24 protein-coding genes are annotated in these 24,244 nt (G+C 39.7%); 21 read left to right on the top strand and 3 right to left on the bottom strand.

Annotated elements, in window-relative coordinates; all coding sequences use genetic code 11:
* Positions 1-594 precede the first annotated feature (594 nt).
* From ACTQ5J_RS10220 to ACTQ5J_RS10180, 9 genes are read left to right on the top strand one after another with little or no spacing between them, the layout of a single operon-like run.
* On the top strand, positions 595-1,398 hold the full coding sequence (locus ACTQ5J_RS10220; RefSeq protein ID WP_441752683.1) for an ATP phosphoribosyltransferase regulatory subunit: 804 nt from the start codon (positions 595-597) through the stop codon (positions 1,396-1,398).
* A complete protein-coding gene (gene hisG, locus ACTQ5J_RS10215) occupies positions 1,395-2,003 on the top strand; it encodes an ATP phosphoribosyltransferase (protein ID WP_441752682.1) in 609 nt (202 codons plus the stop codon). The genes ACTQ5J_RS10220 and hisG overlap by 4 nt, the downstream gene beginning before the upstream one ends.
* Entirely contained in the window at positions 2,003-3,262 is a 1,260-nt protein-coding gene (gene hisD / locus ACTQ5J_RS10210; RefSeq protein WP_441752680.1) for a histidinol dehydrogenase, read from the top strand. The genes hisG and hisD overlap by 1 nt, the downstream gene beginning before the upstream one ends.
* Positions 3,259-4,248, top strand: coding sequence for an aminotransferase class I/II-fold pyridoxal phosphate-dependent enzyme (locus ACTQ5J_RS10205; protein ID WP_441752678.1), 990 nt, complete (start codon positions 3,259-3,261; stop codon positions 4,246-4,248). Before hisD ends, ACTQ5J_RS10205 begins: the two co-directional genes overlap by 4 nt.
* On the top strand, positions 4,241-4,825 hold the full coding sequence (gene hisB, locus ACTQ5J_RS10200; RefSeq protein WP_441752676.1) for an imidazoleglycerol-phosphate dehydratase HisB: 585 nt from the start codon (positions 4,241-4,243) through the stop codon (positions 4,823-4,825). Before ACTQ5J_RS10205 ends, hisB begins: the two co-directional genes overlap by 8 nt.
* Positions 4,826-4,862: 37 nt before the next feature.
* Positions 4,863-5,564, top strand: a complete 702-nt coding sequence (locus ACTQ5J_RS10195; RefSeq protein WP_441752674.1) for a HisA/HisF-related TIM barrel protein — start codon at positions 4,863-4,865, stop codon at positions 5,562-5,564.
* Position 5,565: 1 nt separating this feature from the next.
* Positions 5,566-6,312, top strand: a complete 747-nt coding sequence (hisF, locus tag ACTQ5J_RS10190) for an imidazole glycerol phosphate synthase subunit HisF (RefSeq protein WP_441752672.1) — start codon at positions 5,566-5,568, stop codon at positions 6,310-6,312.
* 4 nt (positions 6,313-6,316) lie between these two features.
* Complete coding sequence (hisIE, locus tag ACTQ5J_RS10185; RefSeq protein WP_441752670.1) at positions 6,317-6,943, top strand: bifunctional phosphoribosyl-AMP cyclohydrolase/phosphoribosyl-ATP diphosphatase HisIE; 627 nt, start codon at positions 6,317-6,319, stop codon at positions 6,941-6,943.
* 28 nt (positions 6,944-6,971) lie between these two features.
* Positions 6,972-7,781 carry a PHP domain-containing protein gene (locus tag ACTQ5J_RS10180; protein WP_441752668.1) on the top strand — a complete coding sequence of 270 codons (810 nt, stop codon included), beginning with the start codon at positions 6,972-6,974 and terminating at the stop codon, positions 7,779-7,781.
* A 369-nt stretch (positions 7,782-8,150) separates the two neighbouring features.
* Here the strand turns inward: ACTQ5J_RS10180 and ACTQ5J_RS10175 are convergent, their stop codons facing one another.
* Both ACTQ5J_RS10175 and ACTQ5J_RS10170 read right to left on the bottom strand, forming a co-directional pair.
* Positions 8,151-9,452: a hemolysin family protein gene (locus ACTQ5J_RS10175; protein WP_441752666.1), complete on the bottom strand. Its 1,302-nt coding sequence runs from the start codon at positions 9,450-9,452 to the stop codon at positions 8,151-8,153.
* A 241-nt stretch (positions 9,453-9,693) separates the two neighbouring features.
* Positions 9,694-10,605, bottom strand: coding sequence for a LysR family transcriptional regulator (locus ACTQ5J_RS10170; protein ID WP_441752665.1), 912 nt, complete (start codon positions 10,603-10,605; stop codon positions 9,694-9,696).
* 329 nt (positions 10,606-10,934) lie between these two features.
* Between ACTQ5J_RS10170 and ACTQ5J_RS10165 the strand changes: the two genes are divergently transcribed.
* The 6 genes from ACTQ5J_RS10165 (at position 10,935) to ACTQ5J_RS10140 (ending at position 16,419) form a co-directional block, all read left to right on the top strand.
* On the top strand, positions 10,935-11,303 hold the full coding sequence (locus tag ACTQ5J_RS10165) for a CidA/LrgA family protein (protein WP_441752694.1): 369 nt from the start codon (positions 10,935-10,937) through the stop codon (positions 11,301-11,303).
* 1 nt (position 11,304) lies between these two features.
* Positions 11,305-12,012: an LrgB family protein gene (locus ACTQ5J_RS10160; protein WP_441752664.1), complete on the top strand. Its 708-nt coding sequence runs from the start codon at positions 11,305-11,307 to the stop codon at positions 12,010-12,012.
* A 66-nt stretch (positions 12,013-12,078) separates the two neighbouring features.
* Positions 12,079-13,188 (top strand): lactate oxidase, encoded by a 1,110-nt coding sequence (locus tag ACTQ5J_RS10155; RefSeq protein WP_441752662.1) that lies wholly within the window; start codon positions 12,079-12,081, stop codon positions 13,186-13,188.
* Positions 13,189-13,318: 130 nt separating this feature from the next.
* Positions 13,319-13,537: a CsbD family protein gene (locus tag ACTQ5J_RS10150; RefSeq protein WP_441752660.1), complete on the top strand. Its 219-nt coding sequence runs from the start codon at positions 13,319-13,321 to the stop codon at positions 13,535-13,537.
* A gap of 288 nt (positions 13,538-13,825) precedes the next feature.
* Positions 13,826-15,316: a carbon starvation CstA family protein gene (locus ACTQ5J_RS10145; RefSeq protein ID WP_441752659.1), complete on the top strand. Its 1,491-nt coding sequence runs from the start codon at positions 13,826-13,828 to the stop codon at positions 15,314-15,316.
* Positions 15,317-15,435: 119 nt separating this feature from the next.
* Positions 15,436-16,419 carry a patatin-like phospholipase family protein gene (locus ACTQ5J_RS10140; protein WP_441752658.1) on the top strand — a complete coding sequence of 328 codons (984 nt, stop codon included), beginning with the start codon at positions 15,436-15,438 and terminating at the stop codon, positions 16,417-16,419.
* A gap of 108 nt (positions 16,420-16,527) precedes the next feature.
* On the opposite strand, the gene ACTQ5J_RS10135 is transcribed toward ACTQ5J_RS10140, so the two are convergent.
* Positions 16,528-16,917, bottom strand: a complete 390-nt coding sequence (locus ACTQ5J_RS10135; RefSeq protein ID WP_441752657.1) for a YccF domain-containing protein — start codon at positions 16,915-16,917, stop codon at positions 16,528-16,530.
* A gap of 205 nt (positions 16,918-17,122) precedes the next feature.
* Here ACTQ5J_RS10135 and ACTQ5J_RS10130 point away from each other — a divergent pair, with 205 nt between their 5' ends.
* The 6 genes from ACTQ5J_RS10130 (at position 17,123) to ACTQ5J_RS10105 (ending at position 24,228) form a co-directional block, all read left to right on the top strand.
* Positions 17,123-17,833, top strand: a complete 711-nt coding sequence (locus ACTQ5J_RS10130; protein ID WP_441752656.1) for a DNA alkylation repair protein — start codon at positions 17,123-17,125, stop codon at positions 17,831-17,833.
* Between the two features lie 259 nt (positions 17,834-18,092).
* On the top strand, positions 18,093-19,412 hold the full coding sequence (locus tag ACTQ5J_RS10125) for a CitMHS family transporter (RefSeq protein WP_441752655.1): 1,320 nt from the start codon (positions 18,093-18,095) through the stop codon (positions 19,410-19,412).
* 48 nt (positions 19,413-19,460) lie between these two features.
* Positions 19,461-20,456 (top strand): isocitrate/isopropylmalate dehydrogenase family protein, encoded by a 996-nt coding sequence (locus ACTQ5J_RS10120; protein WP_441752654.1) that lies wholly within the window; start codon positions 19,461-19,463, stop codon positions 20,454-20,456.
* Between the two features lie 825 nt (positions 20,457-21,281).
* On the top strand, positions 21,282-22,157 hold the full coding sequence (locus ACTQ5J_RS10115; protein ID WP_441752653.1) for a YitT family protein: 876 nt from the start codon (positions 21,282-21,284) through the stop codon (positions 22,155-22,157).
* A gap of 470 nt (positions 22,158-22,627) precedes the next feature.
* Positions 22,628-23,356 carry an amino acid ABC transporter ATP-binding protein gene (locus ACTQ5J_RS10110; RefSeq protein ID WP_441752652.1) on the top strand — a complete coding sequence of 243 codons (729 nt, stop codon included), beginning with the start codon at positions 22,628-22,630 and terminating at the stop codon, positions 23,354-23,356.
* A 65-nt stretch (positions 23,357-23,421) separates the two neighbouring features.
* A complete protein-coding gene (locus ACTQ5J_RS10105) occupies positions 23,422-24,228 on the top strand; it encodes a transporter substrate-binding domain-containing protein (protein WP_441752651.1) in 807 nt (268 codons plus the stop codon).
* Positions 24,229-24,244: the final 16 nt, after the last annotated feature.

The raw sequence follows: 24,244 nt of genomic DNA, 5'->3' as shown, positions 1-24,244 counted from the left end.
TGAGAGTTCGCTTAGAAAAAGTGTCCAAAGATGGTGAATAATTCGGTGAATTTAATTTTACCAGAGAATCTGATTTTAATTATCCCACTCGCGATCTGAGTGGTCACATTAGAGTTTTAATTGTCCCACTCAAACTCCGAGTGGGACAATTAGAAGCAATCTTAAAAAATAAAGCTGAATGAGTGTTCATTATCCATTGGATATATTAAAACAACACAAAATCCACCAAACCCCACCAAACCCCATCAAATCAGTATTCTTAAAATTATCTTACCAAACCGGCCGATAGTTATTGACTTTCAAATTAGAATTAGATAAGATTTATGTAAAGTTTCTAATGAAGTTTGGACAAATAGATAGGTCCTTTGATGAAAGAGAATTTGCGGTAGCTGGAAAGCAAAGCATCAAAGCCTATGAAAACACAGCCAGGCACGAGTCATTGCGGTAGTTCCGTTATCACTGGAGTTTTATACTCGCTGAGGTTGCGATTGTGAGAAAGCAACGAATGAAGGTGGAATCACGTCTCGACGTCCTTTAATCCGAATGGATTGGAGGGCTTTTTTTTATTAGAAAAGGACAGAAAGGAAAGAAGCAATGGATAATCAAATGATTTTAAAGCAGATTCAACTAGTCTCTCGCTATATGCAGCTGCTAGCAAATGAAGGCTATCAACTTATCGATTTAAATATGGTCGAACCGTTTCAAATCGAGACCAAAAACATTCATCCTGACAGCATTGTCTTTGAAAGAAACCAACAACTATTTGCCTTAAGGAGCGACTGGACGCGCAGTATACTGAACTACAATCAGAGTTTCCAATTGTCCCAACAAAAATTTGCTTATTTTGGTCCGGTTCTGCGTGAGTTTCAAACGCAAAACCAAGCAGGAGTCGAACTCTTTCGTCCGACACTGGATGAAATGTTGGCGAGTATTGAGCTGCATTTGGAGTTTGTGGCGAACGTTAGTAAGTCAGATTTTACGGTATTGGTTGTCAATAATGATGAATTATTAGATCGCTGTATCAAACACTATCAGCTCGGTGAAAACGTCAAACAACTCGTTGTCGACAAGAATTTATCGACTTTGAAAGACCAATTGGGCGACAAACATCCTTTATACCAGTTGATGAAAGCACCGGTCAGTCAACAGTTTGATAGGGTCAACGAACTGTTTGGAAACTGTCAAGAAATGAAGATGATTCATCAATTGAAAGAAAAAATGCAAGAAAGTGGTACGCGATTTGTCTTAGACTTATCGTTTCGTTCACCGCAAAGTTATTATAATGGCTTTTACTTTCAAGCTTTCCTCAGCGAGAATACCCCCATATTATCGGGTGGCCAGTATGCTGAAGGAGCGTTTGGTATCGGTATTAACTTATCTAAGGGAGGACTTTTATGATAACAGTGGCACTTTCAAAAGGACGTCTGTTTAAAGATTTTATCAAATTTCTAGAAGCCCGCGAACTCACAGACTATGCACAAGCACTAAAGGAAGAAGGACGCTACTTATTTAGAAACGTAGGGAATGTGAAATTTATTTTTGCTAAAGGAACAGATGTGCCGACCTATGTCGAACAAGGCATTGCGGATTTAGGTATTGTCGGATTGGATATAATTACGGAAAATCGTTTCAATGTGCTGAATGTATCGCAATTACCTTTTGGTAAATGTCGCTTAGCGATTGCAGGTCCTGACCAGCAAAGTGAAAAGAACATAAGAGTAGTGGCGACAAGCTTCACGAATATTAGCCAGCAATACTTTAACCAACAGCGTCAAGATGTGCGTTTGATTCACTTAAATGGTTCAGTCGAACTGGCGCCAATCTTAGGTTTAGCGGATGCCATTGTAGATATCGTTCAAACAGGCTCGACCTTGAAGGAAAATAACCTACGTGAATACCATACAATCATGACCGTACAAGCGCGTCTGATTGCCAACAAGCAAGCATTTTACTTAAAAGAAACAGACTTGTATCAATTTATGGAAGAGATTGGAGTGGTTTAATGAAAGCCCAAGCATTTATCGCCCAGTTCCAACAACAAACCGCACGAGCGAAGCGTTCAACTATCAAGCAAATGTTAGACGTTCAAAATATTCTGGATGACGTCATTGAGAAAGGGGATCAAGCCTTAATTGACTATACGCAACGTTTTGACCACCAAAACTTGAGCCAAAGTCAATTAAAAGTCACGCCCCAACAACTCAAAGATAGCTGGGATGCCCTAGACGATGATTTACAGGCAGCTCTGAAGTTAACCAAAGAAAGGATTGAAGCATATGAAAAACGAGTGCTTTATCAAGATAATATAGGCGAGGAACTTAGCTATGTTTACCGTCCAATTGAAAGGGTCGGTGTCTATGTGCCCGGCGGAACAGCCCTATACCCGTCCAGCGTTTTGATGACAATCGTCCCCGCTTTAGTGGCAGGCGTCGAAGAAATCGTGGTAACAACACCGGTCTTTCAAGACACAAGCATAACTTTTGCGGCTCTTTATTTATGTGGTGTAACGGAACATGTTTACCGTGTCGGTGGCGCGCAAGCTATTGCGGCTTTAGCTTATGGAACCGAGAGCATTTTGAAAGTCGATTTAATCTGTGGACCTGGTAATGCCTATGTCGCAATGGCCAAACGCTTAGTTTTTGGCGATGTCGGAATCGACAGTATTGCGGGACCGAGCGAAATTTTATTGTATGTCGATGAGACTGCACCGGTTGATGCGGTTGTCTACGATATTTTTGCCCAAGCGGAACACGATGCTAATGCCCGAACCTTCCTCTTTAGCGAATCGGCTAGCTACGTTGAGGTAATTGAACAAAGACTACAAGAGTTATTACCACACCAAAAACGAGCGGCGATTATCGAAGCCTCACTTCAAAATAATCACTACCAAGTGGTCGATAAGCGCGAGCAGTTACTCGAAGCGCTCAATTATATTGGTGCAGAGCATGTTTCAATCCAGCACCGCGATGAAGACGCCATAGCCGAAGCAGTTGCGTATGCAGGTGCGGTGTTCAAGGGCTACTATTCGATGGAAGCGATTGGTGATTATATTGCCGGCCCTTCGCATGTGTTGCCGACTAATCGCAATGCGCGCTTTAACCACGGTCTTAATGCGAATGATTTTAGAACGAGCCATGCGATTATTAATTTGCACGAACAGACTTTTCGACACATTGCGCCAGCAGCTGAGCGTCTTGCGGCTGCCGAAGGACTCGACTGCCACCAACGATCGATTAGTATCAGAAGGGAAGAAAGTAAATGACTTACATGATTAACCGTAACACCAGTCCGACGCGCCCTTTAACGGACCAGCAATTACAAGAGATTATCCTTAAGACTAATATTCACCTTTACCCCGAGGCAGAACTTGGCCGCTTTAAACAACTGTATGCGGACTATAATCAGTTGGAACCAGCTCAAATTGAATTGGCGAACGGCTCGGATGATTGGCTACAGAAGATTATGATCCAGTTTGGGGCAGGTGGCGTGTTGACGATTGACCCAGATTTCTTTATGTATCAAGAGTATGCCCAGCAACTTGATCGGCCATTCTGGCAAGTCTCTTGCGACGAGCAGTTCAAATTTTCGCTCGAAAAAATTGTTGACGCGCTTCATGAGAAAAAGCCATCGGTTTTATTTGTATCCAATCCACAAAACCCAACTGGCGAACAATTTGCGCCAGAATTTCTGCAGCGCCTAGCTGACGAAATGGATGCCATCGGGGGCCACTTCGTGATTGACGAAGCCTACATTGAATTTGGTAGTGACTATACACGTCCTGAAAACGAGAACGTCATCATTGTGAGAACTCTGAGCAAAATATTTGGCTTAGCAGGACTGCGATTGGGAATTGCGATCGCCAAAGGTGAGACGTTTGAGCGGCTCACAAAAATAAATCACCCCTACCCTGTCAACAACTTGGCGTTGAACATTGCGAGCGCCCTGTTCGAAGAGCGCGAGCGCTTGGAAGAGTGGCTGACTTACCAAAGGGCTTGTCAATTGGCTTTAGTCGAGACTTTACACTGCGTCAGTGATTTGGTGACGGTGAAGGAAACAAATTGTAACTTTGTTTTCACTTATGGAGTTAAAGCGAAGCGTTTAGGTAAATTTCTCGAAGAACGTGGCTTTGTGGCTCGGATGTATGACGTGCCGCTTTTGAAAGATGTGGTACGATATTCGATTATGGATTTAGCCTTGTATCCGGAATTTAAGGCTTTGTTATTAGAATGGAGGGAGCAATTTGTTTAAGAAGGAACGTATAACACTTGAGACGCAGTTGCGTTGTGCTTTAGCTTTGGGTTCGAAGCTTGAACAGGCGGAGGCCAAGGTTGAAACAGGTGTTGGTTTTTTGAATCATATGTTGACCTTATTTAATTTTCATTCGGGTTTGGCTTTTAGTGTTGAGGCTCAAGGTGATACAGAGGTGGATGATCATCATACGGTTGAAGATATTGGGATTGTCTTAGGTGAGTTGTTACGTGATTTATATCGTAGTTTGCCAAGTTATCAGCGTTACGGGAGCTTTTATTTGCCGATGGATGAGTCTTTGGCTCGCGTCGTTTTGGATTTGTCAGGGCGTCCACATTTGAGTTTCAATGCAGAATTTAGCAAGGATACGGTGGGGTCTTTTGATACAGAGTTGGTTGAGGAGTTTTTCAATGCGGTGGCGATGAATGCTCGCATGACTTTGCATATCGATTTGTTGAAAACAGGCAATACGCATCACGAGATTGAAGCGGTTTTTAAAGGGTTCGCACGTGCGTTGAAGATGGCTTTGGAACCCAGAGAAGGCGGCGTGCCTTCATCTAAAGGGCTGATTGCGTAAGCTCTGGTCTTGTAAACAAAAAAGAGGAGGTCATAAGGTGAAGATTATTCCAGCGATTGATTTAATTGAGGGGCAGAGTGTCCGTTTAACACAGGGGGATTACGAGGATAAAATATTAATGCCCAAAACGCCACAAGAAGCGGTGGCTTATTACAGTCAATTCCCGCAAGTGGCCCGGATTCATGTGGTGGATTTAATGGGGGCTTTACAACAAGAGGCAGTTGAGTCTTTGATTATTCAAGAGATTAAACAGTTGACTGATTTACCATTAGAAATTGGTGGTGGCTTAAGAAATCACCAAACTATTGCAAAATATGATAAAATGAAGATAGATTATTTCATTCTTGGTTCACGTGCGATTCTTGACGTCGACTGGTTAAAATCAGTCGTTGACTTGTATCCTAAGCGAGTCTTTGTAGGCTTGGATGCCCGCGGTGAGGATATTTACGTGAACGGTTGGAAGGAGAAGAGTGGTCGACAATTAATTGAGTATATGGCAGAAATTGAAGCATTAGATCTTGCAGGAATTATTTATACGGATATCAATCGTGACGGTATGGAAGCTGGTCCAAATGTCGAACGGACTGCACAACTTCAACAGTCAACGCGTCATTTAGTCGTGGCGAGTGGTGGGGTAAGAAATCAAGCAGACTTAAGCGAATTGGCAGCAGCTGGTGTAACAGAGGCTATCGTTGGTAAAGCTGCTCAAAATGATGAATTCTGGAAAGGACTCGAGTAATATGGAAAAAATTATACCTTGTTTAGATACAAGACACGGTCAATTAGTAAAAGGGATCAATTTCTTAAACATGCAACATTTAGGAGATCCGATCACATATGCAAAGAAATATTCAGACGCTGGTGCGGATGAGTTAGTGGTATTGGATATTGCGCGAACAATCGATGAATTACAAATGCGTACAGATATGGTGAAAGAAATCATTGCAGTCACAAACATCCCTGTGACAGTGGGGGGCGGCATAGCTTCACTTGATGAAGTTGAATTAGCTTTAACCGCGGGTGCTCACTCGGTCGCTATGAACTCGGCAGCTGTACGTAATCCAGACTTAATTAATGATATTGCTGCTAAATACGGTTCCGAACGCTTAACAATTGCCGTGGATATTTCTTTTGATGAAGAAAAAGGTGATTACTTTATCTATACACACGGTGGTCAAAGACAAGTAGACATCAAAGCCTTCGATTGGATCAAAGAATGTGAAACACGAGGGGCCGGGCGACTACTGATTACAAGTATCGATCATGATGGCGTAAAAAACGGCTTTGACGTCGACTTCTTAAAACAAGCCAAAGAATTAGTGAACATCCCAATCATCGCAAGTGGTGGAGCAGGAAATGCTCAAGACTTTGTCGACTTATTCGATAAAACTGGCGTTGAAGGTGGCTTAGCTGCTTCAATTTTCCACCGTGATGAATTATCAATTCAAGATGTGAAAGATGCCTTATCTGTAAAAGGGGCTGAATAATCTCTTGAAGAGCATTAACTTTGAAAAAGGCGAGGGTTTGGTGCCGGCAATCTTACAAGATGATCGTACCGGTCAAGTCTTGATGTTAGGCTACATGAATCAGGAAGCTTATGATAAGACACGTGAAGAAGGGGTCGCTTGGTTTTACTCGCGTTCGAAAGAACGTCTATGGAAGAAGGGTGAATCGAGCGGTCACATTCAAGAAGTCGTGTCAATCGACGTCGACTGTGACCAAGATACTTTACTGGTGCGAGTGAAACCTTTGGGTCCAACGTGTCATACTGGTACACAGAGTTGTTTCGGCGATCAGTCCTTTAATTTAGCCATCCTTGAACAGACGATTGCGGCTAAAATAGCCAATCCTCAAGAGGGGTCTTACACGAAGTATTTAATTGACGAAGGGTTAGACAAAATCTTAAAAAAATGTGGCGAGGAAATGACCGAAGTGGTGTTGGCAGCTAAAAATAAGGATAAAGAGGAGCTGATTGACGAAAGCAGTGACTTACTTTATCACTTTTTAGTTCTCTTGCAAGCACAAGGTGTTCAATTGAAAAATGTCGAAGCCAAATTAGCTGAGCGTCATGGGCTGCCGCAAGAGTATTCGATTCGTCAAGGCATTAACGAATGGTAAGTCATCACATAGAGGGAGAGTCAGTCATATGCGGTTTTACGATCAACATTGTCATACCCAATTGTCTTTCGATAGTGAAGCCAGTCCTTGGGATTATGCCAAACTGGGCCTAGAAGTGCTGACTTTTACAGAACATTTAGATTTGGATAATCCAGTCTCAAAAGGTCAAGATGATATTCCTAATTTTGAGCAAACCTTAGCTTGGCAAGAGACGTTTTCTAAAGAGTATGGGAGTCAATTGTTGTTAGGGGTAGAAGTAGGTTATGCACCGGGACAAGGCCAACGTTTACGCGAGTTTCTGGCCTCTTATGACTTTGATATTCAGTTGCTAAGTTGCCATCATAATCTCGTTTATGACTACATGGACACAGCCAAACATTCGGACAAACTCGATGAACCGATTGAGAGGATGGATCAGTATGTAGCGCAATTGTTAGAAGCACTTCAAGAGCTTCCCGATGTGCAAATACTAGCGCATTTTGATTACGGTTTTCGTGTGCATGATGTGTCGACAGAATGGATTATTGAACGGTACGGCGACCAATTGACTGAGGTCTTTAAACGTTGTATCTCCCAGAATATCGCCTTTGAACTCAATAGCAAAAGCATTTATAAATATGATAAATTAGCTTTGTACCGTTGGGCGATTCCACTTTATAAGGATTTGGGAGGGCGATTGTTTACTTTAGGCTCTGATGCTCATGAGGTGGCAGATTATCAACTAGCGTTCGACCAACTGAAAGCACTTTTGCTTGAGTTTGATATTCAAGAGGTGACATTATTTGAAGCGAAAGCACCCCGCCTAGTGGGTCTGGATACATTAACGTTTAAACATTAAAGAAAAGCACTTGGTAGCGTCTTGAGATGTTCCCCTTTAGAAGATTACTGTTTTAGTGTCTACTTAAGGAACATTACATTCAGCCGTCCAAGTGCTTTTGTTGTATGGAATTGCGGAGGGAGTGACAGTACTGACTGATAAATAAATAGTCAGCTTGAAGAAACAGAAGCAGAAGTTGATGATGATGTGGTAATCAGTTAGCGCGCTGAATCCACTGTAAAATGTCCGCCATTAAACCGGTGCCACAATTGATGGGCAACTAAAGGAGACAAACCGCTGCCACCACTCCACAACCGCACTATACCACAGCCAGCCGCACGTACGACTTTCACCAGCCAAATAAAAAAAGCCCATAGGGCTTTTTTTATTTTATTCCATTAAGTTCTTGATGTCTTGAGTCAACTTTTCAACTCTCAGTTGAGTGGCTGTCGCTTCATTCGTTTGAGTCAATATTAAACGATAAGATTCAACCTCTAAAACTGTGTCGAGCGTATCTTGGCTCGGAATAATTTCAGACTTAAAGGTAAAGTAACCACCAATCGTGTCAACTTCGTTACTCGTAATAATCGTCCCAAATTTCTCGTTGAAATCATTGATATTCATTAAGCCATTCACCAACCAAGTCGATTCATCTACTTGATTAACCCTGTCATCATGTAGGACAATATCATGTTCATCGTAAATTTCACCAACAATCTCTTCAATAATATCCTCTAAAGTAACCAAACCTACCGTTTGACCATACTCATCCTTAACAATGGCAATATGATTGCTCGTCTGTTGAATTTGAGAAAATAAATCATCCAATAATAAAGTTTCAGGAATCTTCAAGGGATCATGGGCTAAATCCTTAATGTCTACCTGGCGAAAATCACCCACTAAGACACTCGCACGCAAATAATCCTTCACAAGCAGTACACCAAGGATGTTATCTTTATCATCTTGATAGACTGGAATACGAGAGTAAACTGAATTCACAATTAATTCATGAATCGTCTCAGCATCTGTATCGATATCAATCATCATCGACTGACTACGAGGCACCATCACCTCGCGAACTGAACGACGATTCAACATCAGGACACCTTGCATCATCCCAACTTCTTCCGTTTCCAAAGCACCTTCTTGCCCCCCGCGAATTACAATCTCCTTGATATTCGAGAAGGTTAATTTTTCATCTTGGTTAGAAAAATCAATCGGTAATAAAGCTTGGAAAAATGCTAAAGTCTTAGTCAAAAACCAAACAACCGGCTTGAAGACTGTATAGATCACATTTAAAATCCGTGCCGAAAAAGTCGAATATTGCTCTGGAATCGCTTGACCAATTGACTTGGGCAACAATTCACCAAAAATCAACGTTAACAACGTCACAAGCAAAGAAATCACTAAAGACGCACCTTGGTCCCCAATGTAAGGGGCTAAAAACCGCGACAAACCACTCGTTGCAAACGATGCATTCAACGTTCCGATTAGCGTAATTGCCACTTGCACGACAGCTAAGACCCGGTCTTGATTATGGTACAACTTGAGGGCCAACTTCGCCTTCGCGCTGCCTGCTTGAGCCTTTTTTTCTAACTTATTCTGATTTGCAGTAATAAACGCCATCTCTGAACCAGAGAAAAACCCGTTTAAAAGCGTAAACAAAACAAGTAAAGTGATGGGAAATAACATAAATTGCTCCTTTAATAATATGATAAACCGTAATAGTCTTGACTACATTATAATCGAAAATCAAACAAATACCTAAACAAACACTGCAAAAATAGGACAATAATTTGCCCAGCAAAATTACGAAGCAAGAAAGTTCACCAAGCGCCTATAAACGGATACCAAACGCAGTCAATCGCGCACAAAAAGCTTCTCGGAAACCACCAAAAAAGTTTCGATAAGCTGTTTCTTGAAAAGACCAGCCCTAGTTGGAATTCAATGCCGCGTGATCGGTTAAAATGTTCCTCGTTAAAGTAATCACCTTCTCATTAAAGTCTTGTTGAGCTAAGGAGTTCTCCCGGTGGTTATTAATTATTAAACTGATATAAAATTTAGGAGCATTTTCTAAACGGACTTTAATAAGTGGTGTATCTCGACTGACTAAAATTTCTGACATAAAAGCGATAAAGTCAGTTGACTGGGCAATTGTCTGCAAGGTTTTAATCTCTTTTGCGTAAATAATACTATTTTCAGCAATCTTGTTTTCTGTGGCCCATTTATCAAAAATCCGCTGATGAGAATAGCCTTCAGATAGTGAAATGAAGACACTCTCGCGTACATCCTCAATGCTGACTGATTCACGACTAGCAAAAGGATGACTAGGCGACACCCATAAAGAAACATCATGAGCCGTAATCGGAATCTGATCAATATGGGAATCTTCCAAACACTCGCTATCATGTCCCACAATCGCTAGAGGAACTTTCTCTTGTTGAACCATCTTGTACATTGCGTCAGAACTTTCTTCTTCAACTAATCGAAGTAATTTCGCATTGTCACCAATTTCTGTCAAATAGACAGGCAGAAAGCGACTGCCGATTGTTGGCAAGTAACCCAAATAAATGGTTTCAGAACGGGCATCATTAATTGTTTGCTTGGTTGTTTCAAGAATATTTAAGACTTCAGAGGCACTTTTATAGAGAATATCTCCAGCAGAAGTCAATTTTATCCGTCGCAACGACTTGCGTCGATCAATTAATTTAGCATCTAATTCTTCTTCTAAACGTTTAAGAGCCATCGAAATAGAAGGCTGGGAAACAAAAAAATGTTCCGCAGTTGCCGTGAAGCTTAAGCTTTCTGACAAATGTTTGAAGTAAGTTAAGTCTTGAATATTCATACAATTTTTTCCTCCTTGATAAATAATATACAAAGTCTATATCAATCAATCTGATTGTGTCATGACATATTTAATTTAATGAATAGACAAGCATTCTTTGAAAACACCACTACTGTCATGACAATGATAAATCGAATGATCAACGCGCTTTTGTGAGCACTATAACATAAATAAATCAAATGACGTTAGGTGGGGTATAAATAATATTTATCATAACATAAGCAGTCAATATTAAACAGTCGAACGTTTCTGTGCTATTATGCAATTAAGGAAAAGCGCTTTCGAATGTTTTTGAAAATTAAAGATTATTAGGAGAGATAGTCGTGAAGATGATCATGCAATTGTTCTGGATAATTCTATTTTCTCTATTAGGTGAATTTGTGTCGGTGCTTATTGCACCCTTTGTCGCAATACCTGCTAGTGTAATTGGAATGGTCCTATTGTTCTTGGCTTTACACTATAATGTGCTAAAAATGAGCCAAGTTGATGAAGTAGGCACGTGGCTAACAGATAATATGGCGATTCTATTTGTTCCAGCTGGAGTAGGCTTGATGACAAATTTTGATGTATTAGCAAGTTCTTGGTTACAGCTTTTGATTATCATGTTTGTAACCACCATCTTAATGATGATATTTGTAGGTAAGTTAGTACAAACGCTTATGTACAAAGGTGAAAAAATAGAAAGCGGGGAGGAGTAGTGTGTTAAATACATTAATGGACAGTGCGTATTTATGGCTAAGCTTAACTATTGGCTTTTATGTGTTAGCCGCTCAAATATATAAACGCCTACCAATTCCACTGTTTAACCCGTTGTTATTCTCAATTGTGATGATTATCATTCTATTGTTAGTCGCAAAGATCCCTTATGAGACTTATGAAGCAGGCGGCAAGGTGATTGCGATTTTCGTCACACCAGCAACTGTAAGTTTGGCGATTAAGTTGGAAAAGAATATAATCTATTTACAAAAAAACGTCAAAGCAATTCTATTAGGTATCTTTTCAGGTGTTATCTTACATACCTTGATGATTGGTATATTCGGCATCCTATTCAAGTTTGACTTAGCAATGGTGGGCACACTATTTCCTAAATCAATTACAACAGCCATTGCAATTGGTGTATCTGAATCATTAGGTGGTCACGTTTCCCTAACAGTTGCGGTCGTCGTATTTACAGGTATTATTGGAGCGGTTATTGGACCGACGATTATGAGATGGACCGGTATTACAGATCCAGTGGCTCAAGGTGTCGCAATGGGGTCTTCAGCTCATGCGATGGGAACATCTAAAGCGATTGAAATGGGGGAAGTTCAAGGAGCGATGGCTAGTTTATCAATCGTTGTGACAGGCATTACCATCGTTATTCTTGCACCATTCGCTCAACCAATCATCAATTTACTCTTTGGTTAAAACAAGTTACTTTATAAACCGTAATGAATAAACAGTAGTGAATAAAAGTTTGGAGGGAAATTTATTATGTCAGAAAAAAAATTATACGCAGCCCCAACGGTGATTCAAGATATTGAAGTGATTAATACTTATGAATTAGAAGATAGAGCACGTGAAGTAATGCCTAACGGCGGTTTTGGTTATGTCTCGGGTGGTTCCGGGGACGAATATACATTACGTCAAAATACTAAAGCTTGGGATGCCAAAGGTATCTTACCACGTGTCTTATCAGACGTTGAATATCCTGATACATCAACTAAAATTTTCGAACATGAAATTAAAGTGCCTTTTATTATGGCGCCAATCGCTGCTCATGGTTTAGCACATGAAACGAAAGAAGCTGGAACAGCTAAAGGTGTTTCAGAATTCGGAACAATCATGTCAATTAGTGCCTACTCAGGTGCTAAATTTGAAGAAATCGAAGAGGGGCTAAACGGTAGTCCACGTTGGTTCCAAATTTACATGAGTAAAGATGATGAGTTCAACAAGAATATCATTGATGAAGCTAAAGCAGACGGTGCCACAGCGATTATTTTAACAGCAGATGCAACATTAAGTGGAAATCGTGAAACGGATATCCGTAATAAATTCGTCTACCCATTCGGTATGCCAATCGTTTCTCGTTATTTAACGGGATCAGGTGAAAACATGTCATTAAACAACATCTACGCTCAATCTAAACAGAAAATTTCTCGAGATGACGTGAAATTCTTAAAAGACTATTCTGGTTTACCCGTCTTTGTTAAAGGAATCCAATCACCTGATGATGCGTTATTAGCAATCGGAGCAGGTGCTGACGGAATTTGGGTATCTAATCATGGTGGTCGTCAATTGGATGGTGCGCCCGGTTCGTTCGAAACATTAGAGGGCATCGCTAAAGCAGTGGCTGGTCGTGTGCCAATTGTCTTTGACTCAGGTGTGCGTCGTGGAGAGCATATCTTTAAAGCTTTAGCGAGTGGTGCGGACATTATCGCTTTAGGTCGTCCTGTATTATATGGTTTAGCATTAGGTGGCTGGAAAGGTGTTCGTTCAGTATTAGAGTACTTCGAAAAAGACTTAATCCGTGTGATGCAATTAGCTGGAACACAAACAATTGAAGATGTTAAGAAAACGGAGTTGTTTGACAACCTCCACTAAAAGACGCACTCATTATGAACAAATTGTCTCTGGCGCATAAACTACGCGGGAGGCTTTTTGTTTGCGTATCTTTTTAATGCTTATTATAATAAATGTAATAACCTAATATAAATAGAAAGAGGCGATTTTAATGTCAGAAGAAAAATTCGATGCAAAACTAGACCAAGCATCAGGTAAGGTCAAAGAAACAGTCGGTAAAGCAACTGGAGATAAACGAACAGAAGCAGAAGGCAAATCAGAACAAGCAGCAGGTAAAGCTAAAGAATTTGTCAGTGATGTGAAAGAAAGTATCGATGGTGCGGTTGAAGGCGTTAAAGACGCCTTTGATAAAGACGACAGAAAGAAATAATTGACTAACAACAATCTTCTTCGGAAGGTTGTTTTTTTATTATAAAAAATACATGAAATTTTAAGTATTTTTCATCGGGATACCTTTCACAAACAAACTGTTTTAATACAGAGTGCGATTGAAGTGTGCTTGCGTAAAGCTTGACAATATCGAGAAAGTCTATAAAAAAACAGATCGAATATATTGATGGCGCTTTCTCACCTCTTCTTTTCCTTGTTGTTATATAACAGAAGAGGTGCTATGATTTACTCATGAGATGTTTCATAAGTAAATGTAAAATTAAAAGGAGTGTTAAGATTGTTGTCATTTATTGGTGGAGTTGTCATGCTTATTTTGGGCTATGTATTGTATTCTCAAGTCATTGTTAGAAACTTTGGTGTAGAAGTTGAAAGAGAAACACCAGCCTATGTGCTAGAAGATGGTAGTGATTTTGTGCCGATGTCAGAACAGAAAAACTGGCTGATTCAATTGCTGAATATTGCTGGAACTGGACCGATATTCGGACCAATTATGGGTGCTTTATATGGGCCAGTCGCCTTTATTTGGATTGTTATTGGGAATATATTTGCAGGAGCTGTTCATGATTATTATTTAGGGATGATTTCCTTGAGAAACAATGGCGATCATTTGCCCGCATTAGCAGGAAAATATTTAGGTAATTCTATGAAACATATTGTGAACGTTTTCGCTTCTTTATTACTACTGTTAGTGGGGACCGTTTTCGTCACCTCTCCAGCTTCGCTCTTGGCAAACTTAACGCCGAGCTTTATGGGTCGGTGGTTCTGGATTGTTATTATTTTTGTTTATTATTTTCTTTCAACCATTCTACCGATCGATAAAATTATTGGTAGAATTTACCCAATTTTTGGGGCAATCTTACTGTTATCGTGCGTAGGTGTTTTAGTGACCTTAGTGACAAGTGGGAATATTGTTAATGTACCAGAAATTTCTTTACAGAATATGCATCCTGCAGGAGCATCAATCATTCCAGGCATCTTCTTTACTATTTCTTGTGGGGCCATGTCAGGTTTCCATGCGACACAAAGTCCAATCATTTCACGTACAATCCAAAAAGAAGGTCAAGGCCGTTGGGTATTTTATGGTGCAATGATTACAGAAGGAATTATTGCGATGATTTGGGCTGCGGCGGCTATGGCTTTATTTGACCGTGTCGATTTGAGTGAAATTATTAAAACGGGAACAGCTTCAGCTGCCGTTAGTGATATTTCAATGAGATTACTTGGACCAATCGGTGGAACGATTGCCATTCTAGGGGTGATTGTTTTACCAATTACTTCAGGAGATACAGCTTTTCGTAGTTTACGGATGATTATTGCTGACTATATTAAAATGGAACAAAAACCATTGCGTAATCGTTTTGCCATCACTATTCCAATTATTGCCATCAGTACCGCTTTAATGTTTATTGATTTTAATATTCTATGGCGCTATTTTAACTGGGCAAACCAAGCAACAGCAGTGATTGCGCTCTTTGTTTCAACAGCTTACTTGATATATAAATCCCGAAACTTCTGGGTGACACTAATCCCTGGCATCTTCATGCTATACATGGTTGTTTTATATCTATTGACCGAACAAATAGGTTTTGGACTAGAAATGCAAGTGTCTTACTTTATTGCGACAGCTGTGACGGCGTTACTTCTGGCTATCTTCTTGCGCCATGTGGCCAAAGTGAAATCAGAATTGACGAACGATAGTCCATTGTTGAATGACCAAAAAGCCATTAGCGTACTATACCCAGAGCTGCTTTCTAAGTAAAAGTAAATAATGATCCCCTAAACACACCCACTTCAAGTAAGTGGGTGTGTTTAGTTCAGTCTTAAGTTGGTTTTTAGTTTATAAGAATAGGGTAAAATAGAGAGGAATGAGGTGATTGTATGGCAATAACAGTAAAATTAAAACAAAAAAGTGTAGGTATCAGTTTTGCGGGTGGCGGTGCAAAAAGTTTTGCCGAATTGGCTACTTTAGAAGCATTGAATGAGAAAAGTGTAAAAATTTCAGCAGTAACTGGTACATCGATGGGCGCTTTTTTGGCTGCCGGTGTAGCTTATGGCTTGTCGGTGGTTGAACTCGAACAATTAATTATAAAAACGGATAGGGTGCTGGATGACAGTGATCTATTCAAGAAGCGATCGATTTGGTTGAACTTATTGACTGTCAATCAGTCGACAGGATTAGTCCTCTCGCAGCGACTAGCAGAAGCCGTGAGTCCTTTACATGAACTTTATCGAGGAATTATGTTGTCTGAACTCCCTATGCCAATCGCCATTCCGACGGTTGATATTATCAGTGGGAAAATCCTGGTATTTACTAATCGAAAAGATTATTTTGCTCAAGAGCGAGATGGCATCCAGTGGGAGTTTTATGAAGGGGACGTGAGTGTTTTAGAGGCCTGCCTCGCTTCGAGTGCTTATCCACTCATGATTCAACCAGTGACAATTGGCGATTATCAATTGGTAGACGGCGGTGTGCTAATGAATTCGCCGGTCGTATTATTTGACCGAGCGCAAACGGAATTCGTCGTCTCAATCGGAATCAAGCGTAAAACTTACGAGGGACCGGCTTTGAAATCGAATGAAGTTGTTTTACGGGCAATGAATTTCATGATGTCTCAACAAATCGATCATTCGATTAAGGCGGCTGATGTCGTTTTGCAATTTGAGTTGACTCAGTCAACATTTTCATTTGGGCATGCGGCTGAGATTATAGCTGCCGGCAGGGAATTTATGGCGAGACATCCGTTAAATTTAAGCCCATTATATGAAAAGCAACTGAGTGAACCAAAGGGCAATTCCACGCGAAGAGAACTTTCTCAATTGAAAGAACGCATGAAAACATGGCTGCGCGAAGTGACTAGCTAAGGCCATTAATACTTAGCGGTCCTTCTACTGATTAGCTTGCCTAAATAAATAAGCCGAAAGCAGTTGTAATCCATGAGGTCACGAGATGCTTTCGGCTTATTTTTATTGTTAATTTACTGTTAGATAAAGGCTTTTACTACGACGAATAGTGGCCCCGAAAGGAACCAGAGATAGGTGAGCTAGTTTGAAAAATTGTTTTCCGAACGGAATACCAACGACTGTTAAACATAATACAAGGCCAACGATTAAATGACCAATCGCTAATTCGATACCGCCGAAAATTAACCATAGAATATTAAGTAGCAATGACCTAGCGTTGCTGTTGTGTTCTACATGTTTACCGAAAGGTGATAAACTCAAGCGAGCGATTTTAAAACATTGTAATCCAATGGGAAGACCAACAATAGTCACAGACCATAAGATACCAACAAAGGTCCAAGCAATGGCGCTTAGCAACCCACCAAATATTAACCAAATGATATTTCCTAAGAAACTCATAAATAATTTCCTCCTAAAAGGTTTAATTGTCTTTCTTAGATTGTACGCCATTTATCGACTGAATAGTACGGACCTAAGGATGAATTTTTGTCAATACTAATTGGCTTAAAGCGACGGACTAGATTATAATAAAATTAGAAAAACACCTTAAACATTAGTTTATCGTTAGAAAGTTAAGGTGAACCGAAGGGTAGGAGTGACGTAAATGGTAGACGCAGCTACAGTAATTTCTGAATTGGAACGTTTAGGTAAAGAACGTCTTAAAAAAATGTATATGAACAATGGTGCCAAAGAACCAGTGTTTGGTTGTGCAACTGGTGCAATGAAACCTTTGTCGAAACAAGTTAAAATAAATCAAAGCTTAGCGGAAGCATTATATGCAACGGGAAATTATGATGTTATGTATTTTGCAGGGATGATTGCAGAACCTAACGCGATGAGTGTCGAAGATTATGACCGCTGGATGGATCAAGCGTATTTTTATATGTTGGCAGATAATGTTGTGTCAGTTACTTTGTCAGAATCGGATATTGCCCAGGAAGTAGCGGATAAATGGATTCATTCTGGAGACGAATTACGGATGTCAGCAGGCTATAGTTGTTACTGTTGGTTACTTGGAAGTCGTAAAGATCACGAATTTGAGACAGAAAAAATCGCGGAAATGTTAGAGGAGGTAGCGGAAATTATACATGAAGCGCCCGAACGTGCCAAAGCGGCGATGAATAATTTTGTTTATACGGTCGGTGTATCTTATAAACCGTTACATGATAAAGCAAAAGAGATTGCAGCAACAATCGGCCCGGTGATTGTTAAACGTGAAAATAAAAAAGATCAACAGCTAGCTGCTTATGAAAGCATTATGAAAGAAGTAGAAAAAGACAGAATTGGTTTCAAACGCCGTTATGTGAGGTGCTAAGGCCAAGAAACGCTCGTGTGTTTGAATAGTAGGTGAATGGTCTTGATATCGCATACTAAAAAATACCCAAGCTCTATAAGTAGGGAGAGATAAAAGACGATTCATCAGTATGGAAAATATTAATTAGTTTTAAAATGAGTAACGTACAGGTGAAGGAATATCCCAGGACTAATCACTAAACCTTGACTGAAAATTTTAAAATGGGTAGAATTTTTGTATATTTTGAACGGAAAATATATTTATAAAAGGAGAAATATATATGATTGCATTTATGGGATATAGTTTAATTATTGTCTTCATGATCTTGATTATGACCAAAAAAACATCGCCATTTGTAGGCTTAGCCTTTTTGCCTATAGTGTGGGCAGTGCTAGGGCAGGGATTGGGGCTTTGGAATTTTGATATTGGTGAAGCGGCCTTTGACGGCTTAATGACAACAGCGCGAACGGGAATCATGTTATTCTTTGCTATTTACATGTTCTCATTAATGATTGATGCGGGTTTATTCGACCCTTTATCAAAGTTGATGATTCGCTATGCTAAAGGAGATCCTTTAAAAGTAATGATAGCGACAGTTGCTCTGTCAGCTGGAGTGTCATTAAACGGAGATGGAACGACTACGATGATTATCGTCTGTACGGCCTTTATACCAATTTACAAACACTTAAATATGAAGATGTTAGACTTGGCAGTTTTGACTATGACCTCACATTCGATTATTAATCTACTTCCATGGGGGGGACCTACCGCTCGAGCGATTGCAGTAATGGATGTAGATGAATCAGCGGTGATGCGTGGTTTAATACCGATGATGATTATGGCTTTAATTTACATGTTTGTGGTTTCTTATATCATGGGACGTAAAGAACGCCAACGATTGGGCGTCGCAAATCTGACGGATGAAGAATTGGAAGGCATTATGGAGATTAAAGACCCAGCAGTATTAGAATTACGCCGACCACAAAATGTTTGGATCAATGCGATCATTGCTTTGGGTGCAATTGCTTTGTTGGTTTGGGGAGGTATTCCATCTGCGATTATCTTTATGATTGGGACTGTGATTACCTTGCTAATCAATTACCCAACGGTTAAAGAACAAAAGGCGCGTATTGATGGTAATGCAGCTGAAGCAAACCAAGTGGTTATGACGGTATTTGCCGCTGGGGTATTTATGGGGATTTTACAAGCCTCAGGTATGAGTGATGCCATTGCTAGCAGCTTATTGAATATTATTCCTGAAAGCTGGAGTTTATTCTATGGTTTAATTGTGGCCTTGATTTCAGTACCAGGAACCTATTTCTTAAACAACGATGCCTTCTACTATGGCGTAATGCCAGTTTTAGCAGAAGCCGGTTTAACTTATGGCTTTACACCTTTACAGTTGACATTTGCTTCATTAATGGGACAAGCTTTCCACTTACTAAGTCCACTTGTACCATTTGTGTATGTGCTATTAGGTATGACAGAAGTGGAGATGGGACCATGGCAGAAGAAAGCTGGTTTGATTTCAATCGGAATCTTCTTGACCTACGTAATTGTAGGAGCTTTGATGGGGATTATGCCGGTCTTTATCGGTTAATAAACTAACGTGTTTTTTATAGAGTCAATTATTTTTAGGAGGATGAATATGCGTGTAACTATGATTCCAGGAGATGGGATAGGTAAAGAAATCTCGCAAGCAATGATGCAAGTGGTTGATGCGAGTGGCGCTAATATTGAATGGGATATTGTTCATGCAGGTGAAGCAGTATTAAAAGAAGTGGGAGAATTAGTGCCGGAGGCAGTTTACAAAAGTTTAGAGCGCAACCGTGTGGCAATTAAAGGCCCGATTACGACACCTATTGGAAAAGGCTACCGTAGTGTCAATGTATCGATGCGCAAAAAATATGATTTGTTCGCCAATGTTCGCCCAATTCAATCGGTAGGGAACACTCCTTCTTTATTCGAGGGATTAGATTTAGTGTTATTCCGAGAGAATACGGAAGATTTATACGCTGGGATAGAAAAACGAATATCAGATGACGAGATGCACAGTATTAAAGTAATTACGCGTGGCGCGTCCACAAGAATTGCTGAACAAGCTTTCGAGTTCGCTTTAGCAAATAACCGAAAGAAAGTGACTGTCGTCACTAAAGCCAATATTATGAAGTTAACGGATGGTTTATTTTTAGAAGTTGCGCGTGATGTTTCAAAGGCATATCCAAGCATTGAGTTTACGGAGATATTGGTCGATAATATGGCCATGCAATTAGTAATCAATCCACAACAATTTGATGTGATTTTGACAGAAAACTTATACGGAGATATTCTATCTGACCTGATGGCAGGTTTGGTGGGTGGTTTAGGCATTATCCCTGGCGCTAACCTTGGGAATGATATGGCAGTTTTTGAAGCAGTTCATGGTTCTGCACCAGATATTGCGGGTCAAGATTTAGCGAATCCTACAGCATTGATTTTAAGTGCGTGTATGATGTTAGATCACCTAGACCAACATGGGGCGGCTAAGCGCATTCGCAAAGCGTTGAATAATGTACTATCAGATACAAATAATTTCACCCGCGATTTAGGTGGAACAGTTGGAACAAAAGACTTCACTGCGAAAATAATTGAAGCACTGAACTAATGACGTAAATAGCTAAGACTCTGTTTAGAGACTGAGAACTTATGAAAGTTCTGGTTCTTTAAATAGAGCCTTTTTTTGTTAGCGTAGGATAATCGCGCTGATTAACAGAATCATCCTTAAAGTTAAAGACGCCGTGTCATCTATATGACACGTGCTGTTTGGCACATCTTCGATAAATAATCACTGTATTTGTTGCTTTTTAAGCCCGTAAAATTGAAAATACCTGCGGAATGACCCCAAGACGCCGTGTCATGTAGGTGACACGTATTGTGTGAGTGTCTAGACGCCGTGTCATCTATATGACACGTGCTGGTTGGCACATCTTCGATAAATAATCACTGTATTTGTTGCTTTTTAAGCCCGTAAAATTGAAAATACCTGCGGAATGACCCCAAGACGCCGTGTCATCTAGGTGACACGTATTCCGCGAACCTCTGGACGCCGTGTCATTTATATGACACGTGCTGAATATAAATGATTACTCCATCGTAAGGTAGTTTTTTCACTATGGATAAAGAGAATAGAAGGGTCTTTTCTCTTAACGGGCAGTAATTGTGACGACTTAAAATTTTCTAGACTAGGAAGGAAGTGCTTGTTTTCCAAAGAGAGTCGTAGGTTTATCCTAAGGTCGTGAAAGGATGGAGTCGTCTTATTATAGTGCGGATTATCAAATTGGTACAGCTTGATAGAAAATTCACTTCCGGTAACAGACACTCCTGCAGCAAGAAAGAGATTTATGGTGTCATATAATTCTTACTTTGTATCTGTGTAAATATACTGATAGACGTGTATAATAATGAGGTAGAAAACGAAAGGGTGAGTTTTATGCAGTTTCTGAAAAGGAAAGACACGTGGATTTCCGTTCTGATGGTCATATTAGGGACGTTTCTATATGCGCTGACAGTTAATGCGTTGGTAATTCCCAATACCTTGGGTGAAGGTGGCGCAACCGGGATGACGTTGATTATTTACTACTGGATGGGTTGGAACCCTTCTATAGTAAGTTTTATCCTAAATGCCTTATTATTAGTCATCGGCTGGCGGCATTTAGAAAGACGGCAAATTTTTTATACAATCGTTTCGATGTTCGTTATGTCGATTGCCTTGGAGTATACAGCTGACGTCGTGTTTGTTTCGTCAAACTCTTTGGTGGCGCCAATTGCAGCCGGTGTGACGAGTGGGATTGCGATTGGGATTGTCTCCTTAGGAGGAGGTACGACTGGCGGGACGGAAATTATTGCTTGGATTATGAAAAAATATTTAGGCGTTGGTATTTCGGCTGGCTTACTGCTAATTGATATTCTAGTAGTGATTCCTTTAAGTTTACAAATCGGACTCGAGAGGAGCGTCCTGACATTAGTGATGCTGTATGTAATGTCGAAAGTCTTGAACTTTGTCATTGAAGGGTTCAATCCTAAAAAATCGATTACGATTATCTCTAAGAAGCATCAAGAAATTGCTGCCAAAATTCAAAAGAAAGTCGATCGTGGGATTACGATTTTAGATGGAAAAGGATATTATTCTAAAGAACCACATCAAATCCTATATATCGTGATCAATCGTCACCAATTAATTAATGTTCAGAATATTATTTATGAACTCGATCCTCATGCGTTCGTAATCATAACGGATGTTCAACAAGTAATTGGTGAAGGCTTTACATTTTATCTAAATGAAGAAGATGTGACACACAACGCTTAAATAATGCTGAGAGCCAGACAGCTAATGATAATTTAACTTGGAAATTCCTTTTAAAGGAGTTTTTGAGTTATTTTTTTAGCCTTCTTAATGAAAAATTTACAATTTATTTTTTATAAAATAATAAAAAGATCCAGATTACATAAAACTCTTGAAAATGGAAGAATAGTGTTAAATAGAAGTTCGATTTCGAAGCAGTTAGAATCAGAAGATTCTTGAAGAAGAGTGAAGAGGCTTGATAAATAGGCTTTTGGATAATCGAGTTAAATACTTCTAAATAATGAAAGTTCTCAGTTTATGTGAGGTAATGTGACAAAGTTCGTAAAGTAGAATTAGTAATTGATTATTAATTTATTATAAAATATTTGCGATAACATTAAATTAAAGTGAAGATTGCACTAGATTTTACTCATTAATTCTGATAATCTTCAATATAGGAATTCAATTTGGTTCCTTTGAAAGGATGTGAATAAATGATTCATATGGAAAACGTCAATAAATTCTTTGGCGATCACCATGTATTGCAGAATATCTCTCTAGACATAGAAGAAGGAGAGAAGGTAGTAATTATTGGTCCCTCGGGGTCCGGTAAGAGTACACTCATCCGTTGTATGAACCGTTTGGAGGATATTTCAAGTGGGACGGCACAAGTGAATGGGTTTGATTTAACGGATAAGAAGGTCCCCATTCTGAAGGTGCGACAGAAGGTTGCGATGGTTTTTCAGAATTTTAATTTGTATTCACATAAGACCATTTTAGAGAATGTCACACTAGCTCCCATCAATGTATTGAAAGTTAAAAAAGCAGAAGCCATTCGTTCGGGTATGGAATATTTGAAGAAAGTTGGGATTGAGGATAAGGCAAATGCCTATCCAGCACAACTATCTGGTGGTCAGCAGCAACGTGTTGCGATTGCGAGAGCTTTAAACATGCATCCCGAAGTCATTTTATTTGATGAACCTACCTCAGCTCTTGATCCAGAAACGATTCAAGAGGTGTTAGATGTTATGACAAAGTTATCTGAGTTGAATATTACAATGGTTGTTGTGACTCACGAAATGGGCTTTGCTCGAAAAGTGGCCGATCGTGTTATTTTTATGGATCAAGGTGTCATTGTCGAACAAGGACCTCCTGAAGACTTCTTTACGAATACTCAAAACCAGAGAGCTAAAGATTTCTTAAGTAAAATTATTGTCAATTAAACTTAAAGTCCTATTTTGTTATAGATTTGTTATAGAAAATATTTTATTAAAAGGAGATTTTATTTATGAAAAACTGGAAGAAATTATTAACTGTTTTAACTGCCACGGCCTTAACTGGCTTGGTTGCTTTAGCACCTGCTACTGCCTTAGCACAAGATGATTTACCGGCTGGCGTTCAAGCAATTAAAGATGCGGGTGTTCTAAAAGTGGGGGTTAAAGAAGATGTTCCTGGCTTTGGATTCTTTAGTCCAGATACAAATGATCACGAAGGTTTCGAAATTGATTTAGCCCGTAAAATTGCTGAAGAAATTACAGGGAGTGCGGATAACGTAGAATTTACTGGTGTCACCGCTAAAACTAGAGGTCCTTTATTAGACAATGGTGAAGTGGATATGATTATTGCGACCTTTACGATTACAGAAGAACGTAAAGAAACCTATAACTTTACAGAACCATATTATACTGATGAAGTTGGTTTCTTAGTGAAAACAGCAGATGGTTATACAGATTTAGCAAGTTTAGCTGGTAAAAACATCGGCGTATCTCAAACATCAACTACTCAAGCGAAAATTGAAGAAGAAGGTGCTAAAGATGACTTAAGCTTCAACTTCAGCGAGTATGGAACATATCCAGAGTTAAAAGCTGCTTTAACAGCAAATCGTATTGATGCGTTTGCCGTGGATAAATCAATCTTAGCCGGTTATGTGGATGACCAAACTGAAATCTTGGAAGTTGGTTTTGCACCACAAGAATATGGTGTGACAACTAAATTAGATAATAAAGATTTAAATGACTACTTAAATGCTTTATTAGCAGAGTGGGAAGAAGATGGTTCTTTAGCTGAAATGAAAACAGCGCACGGTTTAGACTAAATCGCTAGGCTGGCTA

Source organism: Fundicoccus sp. Sow4_F4, from assembly GCF_052116145.1.
Classification (GTDB): domain Bacteria; phylum Bacillota; class Bacilli; order Lactobacillales; family Aerococcaceae; genus Fundicoccus.
This window is presented reverse-complemented; position numbering and strand designations above follow the sequence as displayed.